The following is a 12,445-nucleotide window of genomic DNA, read 5'->3' as shown; positions in this document are numbered from 1 at the left end:
ATTAAAAGAATCTGATCGTCTCCAGGTTCAAAGGGGCTCTTGTTTCGATTTTAAAAGTTTTATAGATTGTAGAGGCTAGATCTATGCACTTACCCTCGTCACCATGGACTGTGATTATCTTTGAAGGCTTTGGTGTTAAATATTTAACGTAATTCACGAGCTGTCTTCTGTCAGAATGCCCGGAGAAACCATCGACAGTTTCAACTCTCATTCTGACTTCAACTACTTCTCTCTTACCATTTGTCGGGAATGGAATTTCTTTCCAACCCTTCTGAACTTTTCTACCCAGAGTTCCCTCTGCCTGGTAGCCAACAAATACTATTGTGTTTTTCTCGTTCGGAGCCAAATGCTTGAAGTATTCCATGACAGGTCCACCATTAAGCATTCCAGAGGGTGAAATTATCACGCAGGGCGAAGGATCGTTGATTATTTCCTCTCTTTTTGAGCTCACGTCTACCTTAACAAAACTCTCGCTTATAAATGGGTTTACACCATTGTAAAAGATCAAATCCCTGAGATTGGCGTTTAAATATTCTGGATAGGCTGTATGAATTGCGGTTGCCTCGTAGATCATTCCATCAATATATATCGGCACTTCTTTTAGTCTCTTCTCTCTTATAGCCTCTTCAAGCACGATCATTACTTCTTGGCTTCTTCCAACCGCAAAAGTGGGAATTAAAACTTTGCCTCCATTTTCTACTGTTGAATTTATAATTTCTACAAGTTTCTGTTCGGCTTCCGTTCTTGATGGCTGAACGTCGTTTGCCCCTCCATAGGTTGCCTCCATGATCAGGGCCTCTAATCTTGGAAAGACACTCGTAGCCCTGTCAAAAAGCCTCGTTCTTTCAAATTTGAAATCACCTGTGAACGCTATGTTATATAATCCTTCGCCAACGTGGAAGTGAGCTATTGCAGAACCAAGGATATGTCCTGCGTTATAAAATGTGAGCCTTAAATCGGGGCTTATGTCTGTTACTTCACCATAATCGAGTGTTATCGTGTGTTTTAAAGCTTCTCTGACCATTGAAGAACTATAAATCGCCTCATTTTCCCTTTCAGCAACCTCTATAAAGTCAAGCTGTAGCAGGATCATCAAATCCCTTGTTGGGGGTGTTACGTAAATAGGCCCATTGTAGCCATACTTGTAAAGCAATGGCACAAGACCGCAGTGATCCAAGTGTGCATGTGTAATTACAACCGCATCGATAGAATCCAATGGCTGAACTTCGGGCAGGTAGAGATAAGGAGTCTCGGACACGTTGCTTACATTAACGCCACAGTCAATCAAGACCTTCGTGTTCCGAGTTTGAAGAAGATAACAGCTTCTCCCTACCTCCCTGCAGCCACCCAAAAATGAGACTCTAACCCAATTCTCATCTAAAATTACTCTCCTGTGTATTCTCTCGCCAACTCTTTTTAATATGTCTCTTCTATCTTCACGAACGCTGGTGAGATAATTTCTAATGCTCTCTATTATCTTAGACTTTATGGGAGGAGTCCTCATTACTCTGGGACTCCAGCCAACTTCCTTCATTATCTCTCTAAAAGTGGCTCCCTGCTTTCCTATAACAATTCCCGGCTTTTCCGCTTCTATTATTACCTCTCCGTTCTCCTCATCAAAGCTTATATTGGAAATCTTGGCCTCTTCGGGTACTATCTTCTTTATTATCTCTTCTGCTTCATTTTTCGGCTTTAATATCTTTGGATCCGGCCTGATTACTATTCTTTTCCTCAACTCTTTTGCGAGCTTTTTGATAAGATCGATTCCCGCGATTTCCTGTGGATTTTCGATATAAACCACTAAAAGTGGACCCTCAAATTCTACATTCTTAATCCTTACGTTCTCAGGAACGAGTTCCTTTACCTTTGTCTTTATTTCCTCCAGCTCTACCATCTCACTACTTCCTGAACTTTGAGATTATAATTTCAATCTCCTTTGGCTCCAACTGATGAAATTCCTTTTCTGTGATCCTTACTACATCTATACCATCTCCAGAAGCAGAATCTCGCTTCATGGCGGACATAATCGCCCTTACAGCCAATTCCACCGCCTCTCCCGTGGTTGTATCTGGCGTAAATCTATCTTCAAGGACACCATAGGCAGTGTAACTACCACTACCCGTTGCCACAATTTCTTTTTCCTCAATAGCACCACCTATTGGATCGATCGAGAAAATCTTGGGCCCTTCTTCATCGACGCCTCCAATCAGTAGCTGAACGAGATAAGGATAATATCTATAGGAGTTAAGTAGATTCGAAGTCAATGTCGCAATCGCTCTGACAGTGGGTTTTCTCTCTCTTTTAATTTCATAAAGACTTGCTTCGACTTTTATAATTCTCGCAAGAAACTGAGCATCACCAACGCTTCCAGCTGTGGTCATAGCAATTCTATCTGCAACCTGATAGATCTTCTTAGCTGTTCTGCTCGCAATTAAGTTGCCCATCGTTGCTCTCTTTTCGGTGGCGAGCACTACTCCATCCTTGCAGACCAAGCCTACCGTGGTCGTTCCCTTATATATCTTTCCATCCATATCCATATATCCACCCAAAATAGCCCACTCGGGCACTAATAATGGTAGAAAAAAAGGTTTTTAAAGATTTCGCCGATTTACCAGTATGATCCAAGATGCGATAGCGATAGGAAAGATGCTATTTCAATCTAAGCTGGTTGATGGAGCAAGCGGGAATCTCAGCTTTCGTGAAGGGTCAAAAATAATGATCACAAAGTCAGGAGCAAATCTTGGAGCTTTGGATGAGAATTCATTCGTTGAAATAACTCATCCCTCTGCCTCGAGAGATCGGTTGGTGCATGCCATGATTTATAAGACAACAGACTACAACGCTGTTATCCACTGCCATGGTGTTTTTAATGTAGTTTTAAGTATTATAAAAGACAAAATATCCCCCTTAGACTTGGAAGGAAAGCTATTCTTGAAAGAACTAAATGTTGTAGATATTGAATTCGGAACACCCGAATATGCGGAAGCCATTGCAGAGAGGATTAAAAATAATGGAGTGATAATTGCCAAAGCCCATGGCATTTACTCTGCAGGAAAAAACTTGGCAGAAGCTTTCAACAAAGCGTGCTACGCAGAACATTCATGCGAGATTCTATACTATTTAAGTCTTCTCGACAAGCTTTAACATCGCAAAAGCTGGAAAAAGCTTTGAAGCTTCTCCGTAAATTTTAGATAGTTTTGTGCAATCAAACGCATGCTCTACTAAAAACTCACCAATACCACATGCCAAAACTCTTTTTAATCCATATTGCAACACTTTCGATCTAATTTCTTCCCCAAGGATCTTTATTATTGTTTTCCTTGTCATTAAAGCCAACAATTTTACGTTTTCTTCGCCAAGCTCTTCAAGATCGCAACAAACGGTTCTCGCAAGTCTTCGCATACAATCCGTTACTCCTTTTCCAGCAGAATCCGGAGTATCGCAGTTGTAGTCTTCCTCATCGATCTCTCCAGTTATTCGAAAAACATCTGCGGTTATGGCAAAGAATTCTGGGCAGAGTTCCACTCCTTTAAAGCGTCTTAGAACATAAAATACAGGAGTTCTCAGAACTCCGATGTAGATTAGTTCCCTTCTCTTCAGTCGTTCAAAGTCGGTTTTTGCAGACATTACTCTGTCTTTTACTGGAATAAGATCTGTCGTCGTCGAACCCATGTCTACAAACAGAAAGTCCCTGTATCCCTCCGCCAATAAAAAAGTAACTGAAGCCATCCAGTTACTGGCACAAAACTTCAGGGGATCTTCAATCTCCTTTGTAAGGTGTCCATCTATATCTAAAAAATAGACTTCTCTGAATACTTCATAACATTTTTTCGCAATAAACCCCACACCCTCTTTTTTGCTCTTGAATACGTCCGCAAGTTCTGCAGTAATTACAACCCCGGCTTTTTCTGCTCCAAAATGATTTGCAATCTCTTTTAGCTTATTTCCCAATTCTGGAGCTTTTTTCCACATTGGAAAATAGATAATTTTGTTCTCTTGGCCGTTCGTAACTTTTAGGTTTGCTCCGCCTATGTCAATCCCCAATGAATTCATTGAGCGTTCCCTCTCCAAAAGTGAACTCCTGATAATCTTCACCCACAGGATAGTAACGAACAGCGATCTTTGGAGGGGGAAAGAAGTGCCCCATATGGGTTAGAACAACTTTTTTCGCCTCAACCCTCTCCGCCAGAGACAAAGCCTCTTTGGCATTCATGTGCTTCTTAAACTTACCGCTTGGAGCGATTGAGTCTACTATAAACAAATCGGGTTTATGCATTTCCGCAATACTGGTCTCAGGTATTTCTATGTTTGTATCTCCTGTTATAACAATTCTGTAGCCATTCCATTCAATTTTTACGCCCACCGCATCCACTGGGGGGTGGTTTACAGGAAAGAGCGTAAACGTGAGGTTTGAAATTGAAAATTTTTCATACACGTCGACTTCTCTTCTCTTGTAGCTCAGAAAATGAAGATATTTCCCAATGCTTTCATGAATCTGTGGAGTTGTATACACATCAATATCCCCCTGGACCCTATAGAATTCACTAAAGCCACCAAAGTGATCGAAGTGAGGATGCGTCCATAATACTGCATCGACTCTCTCGATTCTGTTCTCAAGTAACTGCCTTCTAAGATCGGGAGACGTATCAATTAGAATTATTTTTCCAGCATTTTTAATTAAAATCGAAAATCTTTTTCTTTCCCATCCGTTTCTTCTTGCATCCTCACAGGTTTTACAGTGACAATTTAACACAGGAGTTCCAGGCGAGTCTCCAGTGCCAAGAAGTTTGATTATCATGGTTCCTGACATCTTATTTTGAATCTGCTCTTTATCTCATTTATTGCGGATATAAGATCGTCCTGCGACAAGCGTTTTCTGCCCTCAAGCAAAGCTTTAAGCACTGCCTCCCTCACCACAAGCTTTATATCTGCCCCTGTGAATCCTGCAGTCTCTTTAACGAGCTCGTCTATGTTAAACTCACCCTCAATTTTTTCGAGAAATATTTCGAATATCCTTTTTCTGATTTTTTCCTCTGGCTCTGGAAATTCGAGAATTTTGTCGAATCTTCTCCAGACTGCAAGATCAAGGATTGAAGGATGGTTTGTGGCAGCAATTAACAGAACACCGTCGTTAACGAGGTTTATGTCATCAATTGCTTTTAGCAAAGTGTTTACGGCTCTTTTTATAGCTGCATGTTCATCGCTCGTTCTCATTTTTGCAACGTAATCGAATTCATCGATAAACAGTATGCAGGGGCTAAGTCTTTTCGCTATCTCAAATACTTTTTCGATGTTCTTTGAGGTCTCGCCCAGATATTGGCTGGTGATCATCGAAAGCTTCACTTCAAGCAGAGGTAGATATAACCTCTTACTTAGAGCTCTTGCAGTTGTAGTCTTTCCCGTGCCAGGAGGACCTATGAAGAGTATCTTGCCTATATCTACGAGCCCAATTTTTTTAAGATATTCTTTCTCGCCAATTGCAATCTCGATCTTTCTGACCTCTTCGAGCTGTTCCTCACTTAGCGCAATTGAATCAAAATCAACTGTTATTTCTTCTGGCGAGAATATTCTTACAAGATCAAGCATTTCTCTCGTCTCATCGTTCTTTGTTAGCTCTGCAACAACATTTGATAGCCATTCCTTGTCGCCATGAGCAGGTGGGTTTACTCTCTTTGCATCTTCGTAAGAAACGTCAAGCGAATCAAAGTTTTCATAGTAGTATGCAAGCACCGGATTCCGTTTTATCAACTCTAAACCTTTTGTAGCAAACCATTTAATTGCTAAGTCAAAGGAAGTTATTTTGAACTGTTTTGTCATTGGATTAAAATCAATGAATGGCAGATCATTCGAAATCTTACCCGAATACCTCAGCACGTTATCTTCTTTTACAACAATTGGCCTCTTGAGCATTCCTTTGCTGTAAAGCGCCTTTCGAATATCTTTGGGGATATCGCTCTCACTCAAATTCTCGAATCGGTTGAATATCTCTGCAGTTAACAAGAGTTCAACCAACCTTATGTTTTCCATCCTAAGTTATCTGGAACCAAGATTTTTAAAATTTTTGGCAAAGTTTAAAAAATCTCCCAAGGAAAAACCTAAGCAATGTTATCGGAAATCATAGCATCGGTTAGCATAATCCCGATGTTGATATATGTTTTGAAAAAAAACACCTTAATTGGCACGCTGGCATGGTCTATTTTTAGCATGGCTTGTATAACAAAATCTCTGGAGTTTTTTAACAGTAAAGATTACGTTAATTTCGTTATATTTTTGCTTGGAGCCGTCTTTTTTGTTTTTATGGCAAAATCGATTCTTTCTCGAAATTCAAGGACTTTTGTAGAAGTAACATCTTTTTCTGCTTTGGCCTGCATCTTTTATTTTCCATTTGTATTCATTCCACAGCTTAATTCAACAATTATCGATTCAACTGCCCTTCTAACAGCAGAAATCGGAAAAATTCTTGGCTATCCGATGAATGCGAATGGAAAAGTTGTTGAACTGAACAGCTGTTCAGTCGAAATCATACTCCCATGCACTGCAATAGAAAGCATGGCCCTATTTGCAGGGGCAACGCTTGGCATTAGTGCCAACATAAAAAGAAAGCTAAAAGCTTTTCTATTATCTGTGCCAATAATCTACAGCCTGAATCTCTTTAGAAACGTATTTGTAATTGTAAGCTTTGCATACTCAATCTTCGGAGAAGATAGCTTTTATATCGCACACCACGTAATTGCCAAGATTCTGTCCTTCATAGCGCTTTTAGCAATAGCCTATGTTGTATTCCGCATTCTGCCCGAACTTACGGAACTCATTTATTCCCTGAAATACGAGATTGCAAGGGGGGTTAGAGTTGATTGAAAAAGGAGGATTCAAGATATTTTGCTCCTTCGTGATTCTCTTTATTTTATTCTTATTTATCTCCCTCCCAATAGCCATTCTAATGCTGTCTTTTGCAATTTTCACCGCATACTTTTTCAGAGATCCAGAAAGAAAAATCGGAGATGGAGTTGTATCTCCTGCAGACGGAAAGATTGACTATATTGCCGGAAACAGACTTGAGATATTCATGTCTCCATTTGATTGTCATGTCAACAGAGCTCCGATAGATGGCAAGGTTTTAAAAGTTAAATTCCAAGAAGGAAGAGTTTTACCGGCTTTTTGGAGAATAAAAGACCCAAGAATGAACGAAATTCTCATAGAAGCAGAAGATGGAGTCTTTAAAGTAATTCAGATAGCGGGTATATTCGCCAGAAGGATAGTTTGTTATGTTAAAGAGGGTGAAAATTTGAAAAAAGGTGACAGGATTGGGATAATCCGTTTTGGCTCTCGAGTTGTTCTGGAAGTTCCTCAAAATTACGTATTTGTTAAAAAGATGGGGGATAAAGTAAAGGCAGGAGAAACGGTGGCGGTAAAGAATGAGAATATTCAGAGAAGTTAGTCTCGCAGACTCAATGAGCGTTTTAAACGCTCTTTTCGGCTTTTCGGCGATAGTTTATGCAATCCATGACTATGAAAAAAGCTTCACTCTTTTTTATCTTGCATTGATCGCCGATGGACTCGATGGATGGGTAGCTTCAAAAACCGAAAAAAGTAAAATTGGCAGAGAACTCGATTCACTTGCAGACGCCATTTCGTTCGGTGTTTTCCCCTCTGTTGCAATGATCGTTCAAAATATATCTCTTTTTGCATTTTCCTCTCTTTTCTTGGCTTTCTCAATCCTAAGACTTGCGAGATTCAATGTTCTGAGTCTGGATGGATTTCTGGGTATACCAACAAGCGTTAGTGCGATCGCAGTTACATCGCTATTGCGACTTCAGCAACCTTTTGAAGTTATAGCTCTCTCCGCCATTATTTTGTCTATAATGATGATTTCCGATCTGAATTATCCAAAATTAAGGGGGCACCACCTTCTACTTCCGGGAGCTATTTTAATACTTGGAATTTTTTATATAGAGTTCTGTTATCTACTTTTACTCTGCGTTGTTATATATGGTCTTTATCCGGTGAGTAAGCTATGGAAAAGAAAATAATTGCAAGCTTTGAAGCTGGAATAAAACTTGGTGCGCTATTTCACCAGTTTATAGGAGCTCCAGTTTCTGAAAAAAATGCAGAGATTCTTGAAAGAGCTATGGAAAGCTGTTTAAAGTTACAACCGTATGTAATCGAAGCAAAAGTAAGCATAGACAGAAAAAAGTTGAAAAATGTCTCCCAGTTTGGATACACCTCTCTATCACCTGATATGCTTAGAGCGAGAGTTGTTGTGGAATTTGAAGGTGAAAGAGTTGAAGCTGTGCTCGAATGGGACGAGAGCTTACGTTATCCATTGATGAGGCTCCTATGAAAAATTTTAAATTCCATGAAATGTTTGGCTTTTAAGGTGTCGAGATGGCAAGGATGCATAAAAGCAGAAGGGGAAAGTCTGGATCGAAGAAGGTTTACAGGAATGCTCCCCCAGAATGGGTAGAAATGTCAAAAGAGGAGGTAATCAAGAAAATATTAGAATTATACAATGAAGGCTTAGAACCGTCAAAAATTGGAATGGTTCTAAGAGATAGATACGGGATACCTTCAGTAAGGCAGATAACAGGCAAGAAACTCGTTGACATCCTTAAAGAAAACGGAATAAGCATGAAATACCCCGAAGATCTAAAAGCACTAATAAAAAAGGCCCTGAGACTCAGAAAACATTTGGAGTCGCATAAGAAGGATCTGCACAACAGAAGGGGCTTACAGCTTATCGAAGCTAAAATTTGGAGACTTTCAAGTTATTACAAGGAAATAGGTGTTCTTCCGGCAGATTGGTCATACGATCCAGAAAAACTGCGTGTAGAACTATCTTAATTTTTATGTTGAGCCGAAATAATGGGGTTCTTTTTATTGAAGGTGTATCCTTAGTCGAGATTGCAGAAAAGTATGGCACACCGGTTTACATAACATCAAAGACACAACTTGAGAAGAATATTGAAGCCTACAAGGAGGCATTTCCAGATGCCGAGAAGCTTTATGCTGTGAAGGCTAACAACAACTTAGCAATAATGAAAATAATAGCATCAAATGGATTTGGAGCAGATGTTTTCAGTGCTGGGGAGCTTTATTTGGCTATATTAGCTGGATTTGATAGAAAAAAGATTCTATTTAATGGAAATTCAAAGAGCGATGCAGAAATAGAGATGGGTGTTCAGGCAGGCGTAAAATTCAGTGTAGACAGCTACGATGAACTAAAAACAATTCAGAAAATTGCAGAAGCAGAAGGAAAAGAAGTTGAGATTACATTTCGCATAAATCCTGATATCGATCCAAAAACGCATCCAAAGATCGCAACAGGACTAAAGGAGTCAAAGTTCGGGATTCCAGAGGAACAGGCTGTGAAGGCATATGAAATGGCTCTGAGCATGAAGAATGTTGTCCCAATAGGAATTCACTGCCATATAGGCAGTCAAATTATCGAAACTTCACCATTTGTTTCTGCAATGCAAAAGATAGGAAAAATTGCCAGAGAGATCGAGCAAATCGGAGTTGAACTTGAATTCATCGATATTGGTGGGGGTCTCGGAATTGACTACGAAGGAAAAGGTGTGATCACACCTTTAGATCTTGCTAAAGATTTGCTACCTGTTTTTGACAAAATCTGCGTCAATCTTCGATCAAAACCAAAGCTCTGGCTTGAACCCGGAAGAAGCATAGTTGGAAACACCACGATACTTCTCACAAGAGTTAATGCAGTCAAAAAAGGCTACAAGAATTTTGTAGCGGTTGATGCAGGCTTTAATCTTCTCATCCGCCCCGCAATGTATGGTTCCTATCATCGCGTTCTTGTCGCAAATAAGGAAAGTGGAGAAGAAGAGATTTACACAATTGTTGGCCCAATATGTGAAAGTGGAGACGTGCTTGCAAGAGATCGCAAGCTTCCAAAGGTAGAGAAAGGCGATTTGATTGCAATTCTCGATGCTGGTGCATATGGATTTGCGATGAGTAGTCAATACAACGGTCGCCCAAGGTGTGCAGAGGTTCTTGTGAGTGGCAGTAAAACCGCCTTAATAAGGGAAGCCGAAACTTTTGGAGATCTCGTGGCTAAGCAGAGAATTCCGGAGTGGATTTGAGTAATTATTCCAAAAAAGCAAAAATATTTAAACCGACTAAGCTACGGGTTGCCAATGGATTACTACAATAATTTGCGGGTATTGGTATCTGTAGTCCTTTTTTAAAGCTACTCTGAGGTGGGCTTATGCGTGCTGCCGATGCCTTTATCAAGGCTCTTGAAAAGGAGGGTGTTGAGGTCATCTTTGGCATACCAGGGGGAGCGATACTCGAGATCTACGATGCTCTCTATGACTCAAACATAAGGCACATAACCACGAGACATGAACAGGGGGCGACACATGCCGCAGATGGCTATGCAAGAGCAAGCGGGAAGGTTGGAGTTGTTTTCGCAACTTCTGGCCCTGGAGCAACGAATACTGTAACGGGGATTGCAAATGCTTACATGGACTCCTCGCCACTTGTTGTCTTTACAGGGCAGGTAGCCAGACACCTTATAGGAAACGATGCTTTCCAAGAAGCAGATATAACTGGTATAACGATGCCAATAACCAAACACAATTACTTAGTGACAGATCCAAAAAGCTTGCTTAGAATAGTGAAAGAAGCTTTTCATATAGCCTCAACCGGTCGTCCTGGTCCTGTGCTTGTCGACATCCCGAAAGATGTTTCGCAAGCAGACATCGAATTTGAATATCCAAGCAAAATCGATTTGATGGGTTATAAGCCGAAATACGAAGGTCATCCAATGCAAATTAAGAGAGCAGTAGAGCTTATAATGAAAGCAGAAAGACCAATAATACTTGCAGGAGGAGGGGTTAGAATTTCAAATGCACAAAAAGAGCTTACAGAGCTTGCTGAAGGAATTCCTGCATTTGTTGTGACAACTTTGATGGGTAAAGGGGCTATTAGCGAATACCACCCCCTTTGTTTAGGCTTTGTAGGAATGCATGGCTCAAAGTATGCAAATTACGCTTTAAGCGAGAGCGACCTCATTATAGCTGTTGGCTGTCGATTCAGTGATCGAACTACTGGAAATGCTTCATTGTTTGCTCCAAATGCGAAGATAATCCACATAGATATAGACCCGGCAGAAATTGGCAAAAATATTCGAGTCGACGTGCCAATCGTTGGCGATGCAAAGAGAATCCTAAGCCAGCTAAAAAAGATGATCGAGTATAAACAACGAAAGGAGTGGGGGGACAAAGTGAAGGAATGGAGAGAGAAATATCCACTTAAATACGAAAAGGATGGTTTTAAACCGCAATTTGTCGTTGAGAAGGCTTGTGAGTTCTTTCCAGATGCGATAATCACCACAGAAGTCGGTCAGAACCAGATGTGGGCGGCCCAGTTCTTTAAGGTGAAGTATCCGAGACAGTTTATCAGCAGTGGCGGTCTGGGGACAATGGGCTTTGGTTTCCCTGCTGCAATGGGTGCAAAGGTTGCGTGTCCTGATAAAGAAGTTATAGATATCGCTGGAGATGGAAGCTTTTTGATGAATATTCAGGAACTTGCAACCTGTGTGCATTACAAAATACCGGTAAAGGTTTTCATTTTAAATAATGGTTATCTTGGAATGGTCAGACAATGGCAACAGTTGTTCTACAAGGAAAGATACTCCGCAACATGCATAGGCTGTGAAAAAATGAGCTTCGAAAAAATAGCAAAAGGCTTTGGTGCAATTGGGATTACTGTTGAAAAGCCAAGCGAAGTGGAAGATGCATTCAAACTCGTTAAAGAAAACTACGATGTTCCGGTTGTGGTAGACTTTAGAGTTGACTTTAAGGCGAACGTTCTCCCAATGGTCCCACCCGGGAAAGGTTTAAAGGATATAATTGAGGTGGAGGTATGAAGTATACCATCGCAGTTCTCGTGGAGAACAAGCCTGGCGTATTAGCAAGAGTTGCATCACTTTTTAGAAGAAGAGGTTTTAATATAGAAAGCCTTACAGTAGGGACAACTGAACGGGAAGATTTATCGAGGATGACCATTGTTGTTAAAGGCGACGAAAAAGTTCTTGAACAGGTTACAAAGCAGTTAAATAAGCTAATAGAAGTGATCAAAGTCAGTGATGTTAGCAAAGATGCAGTAGAAAGGGAACTCTGCCTGATAAGAGTGAACTCACCACCAGAGAAAAGAGGGGAAATAATAGAACTGGCAAATATTTTCAGGGCAAGAATAGTTGACGTTGCGAGAGACAGCTTCATCATAGAGATAACCGGTGACGAGGACAAAATCAATGCTTTTATAGACCTCATGAGAGCATACGGAATAAAAGAAGTGGCAAGGACCGGAAAGGTAGCAATGGTGAGAGGAGGGAAAAATGGCAAGTAAAACAATTTATTTAAAATTTTAGACCAAATTAGCGAAAATAGACGCTCTTTTATTCCAAGGTAGAAAGCTTTTT

The 12,445-nt window shown here is 40.5% G+C and carries 14 protein-coding genes; 9 read left to right on the top strand and 5 right to left on the bottom strand.

The genetic code is table 11. The features are described from left to right. Nucleotide 1: 1 nt before the first annotated feature. Nucleotides 2–1,894 (bottom strand): beta-CASP ribonuclease aCPSF1, encoded by a 1,893-nt coding sequence (locus tag QXI54_07945; GenBank protein MEM0303083.1) that lies wholly within the window; start codon nucleotides 1,892–1,894, stop codon nucleotides 2–4. 4 nt (nucleotides 1,895–1,898) lie between these two features. After that, nucleotides 1,899–2,537, bottom strand: a complete 639-nt coding sequence (gene psmB, locus QXI54_07940) for an archaeal proteasome endopeptidase complex subunit beta (GenBank protein MEM0303082.1) — start codon at nucleotides 2,535–2,537, stop codon at nucleotides 1,899–1,901. A gap of 79 nt (nucleotides 2,538–2,616) precedes the next feature. On the opposite strand from psmB, the gene QXI54_07935 reads away from it, so the two are divergent. Then, entirely contained in the window at nucleotides 2,617–3,144 is a 528-nt protein-coding gene (locus tag QXI54_07935; protein ID MEM0303081.1) for a class II aldolase/adducin family protein, read from the top strand. Here QXI54_07935 and QXI54_07930 read toward each other — a convergent pair. Genes QXI54_07930 through QXI54_07920 form a run of 3 tightly spaced genes read right to left on the bottom strand, consistent with a single transcriptional unit; the run spans nucleotide 3,121 to nucleotide 6,027 of the window. Beyond that, nucleotides 3,121–4,053 carry a hydantoinase/oxoprolinase family protein gene (locus QXI54_07930; protein MEM0303080.1) on the bottom strand — a complete coding sequence of 311 codons (933 nt, stop codon included), beginning with the start codon at nucleotides 4,051–4,053 and terminating at the stop codon, nucleotides 3,121–3,123. The genes QXI54_07935 and QXI54_07930 overlap by 24 nt on opposite strands. After that, nucleotides 4,034–4,810: an MBL fold metallo-hydrolase gene (locus QXI54_07925; protein ID MEM0303079.1), complete on the bottom strand. Its 777-nt coding sequence runs from the start codon at nucleotides 4,808–4,810 to the stop codon at nucleotides 4,034–4,036. Before QXI54_07925 ends, QXI54_07930 begins: the two co-directional genes overlap by 20 nt. Next, nucleotides 4,795–6,027 (bottom strand): ATP-binding protein, encoded by a 1,233-nt coding sequence (locus QXI54_07920; protein MEM0303078.1) that lies wholly within the window; start codon nucleotides 6,025–6,027, stop codon nucleotides 4,795–4,797. The genes QXI54_07925 and QXI54_07920 overlap by 16 nt, the downstream gene beginning before the upstream one ends. A gap of 75 nt (nucleotides 6,028–6,102) precedes the next feature. On the opposite strand from QXI54_07920, the gene artA reads away from it, so the two are divergent. From artA to ilvN, 8 genes are all read left to right on the top strand, one after another. Then, on the top strand, nucleotides 6,103–6,858 hold the full coding sequence (gene artA, locus QXI54_07915; protein MEM0303077.1) for an archaeosortase A: 756 nt from the start codon (nucleotides 6,103–6,105) through the stop codon (nucleotides 6,856–6,858). Further along, nucleotides 6,851–7,438, top strand: a complete 588-nt coding sequence (locus QXI54_07910; GenBank protein ID MEM0303076.1) for a phosphatidylserine decarboxylase — start codon at nucleotides 6,851–6,853, stop codon at nucleotides 7,436–7,438. The genes artA and QXI54_07910 overlap by 8 nt, the downstream gene beginning before the upstream one ends. Further along, nucleotides 7,416–8,030, top strand: coding sequence for a CDP-diacylglycerol--serine O-phosphatidyltransferase (pssA, locus tag QXI54_07905; protein MEM0303075.1), 615 nt, complete (start codon nucleotides 7,416–7,418; stop codon nucleotides 8,028–8,030). Before QXI54_07910 ends, pssA begins: the two co-directional genes overlap by 23 nt. Then, nucleotides 8,015–8,341 (top strand): dihydroneopterin aldolase family protein, encoded by a 327-nt coding sequence (locus tag QXI54_07900; GenBank protein ID MEM0303074.1) that lies wholly within the window; start codon nucleotides 8,015–8,017, stop codon nucleotides 8,339–8,341. The genes pssA and QXI54_07900 overlap by 16 nt, the downstream gene beginning before the upstream one ends. 44 nt (nucleotides 8,342–8,385) lie before the next feature. After that, complete coding sequence (locus QXI54_07895) at nucleotides 8,386–8,841, top strand: 30S ribosomal protein S15 (protein ID MEM0303073.1); 456 nt, start codon at nucleotides 8,386–8,388, stop codon at nucleotides 8,839–8,841. A gap of 5 nt (nucleotides 8,842–8,846) precedes the next feature. Continuing rightward, nucleotides 8,847–10,100: a diaminopimelate decarboxylase gene (gene lysA, locus QXI54_07890; GenBank protein MEM0303072.1), complete on the top strand. Its 1,254-nt coding sequence runs from the start codon at nucleotides 8,847–8,849 to the stop codon at nucleotides 10,098–10,100. Between the two features lie 125 nt (nucleotides 10,101–10,225). Continuing rightward, nucleotides 10,226–11,890, top strand: a complete 1,665-nt coding sequence (locus QXI54_07885) for an acetolactate synthase large subunit (protein MEM0303071.1) — start codon at nucleotides 10,226–10,228, stop codon at nucleotides 11,888–11,890. After that, nucleotides 11,887–12,372, top strand: coding sequence for an acetolactate synthase small subunit (ilvN, locus tag QXI54_07880; GenBank protein ID MEM0303070.1), 486 nt, complete (start codon nucleotides 11,887–11,889; stop codon nucleotides 12,370–12,372). The genes QXI54_07885 and ilvN overlap by 4 nt, the downstream gene beginning before the upstream one ends. The last annotated feature ends 73 nt before the right edge of the window (nucleotides 12,373–12,445 follow it).

The sequence above is a fragment of the Archaeoglobaceae archaeon genome (assembly GCA_038734275.1).
GTDB lineage: Archaea > Halobacteriota > Archaeoglobi > Archaeoglobales > Archaeoglobaceae > WYZ-LMO2.
This window is presented reverse-complemented; position numbering and strand designations above follow the sequence as displayed.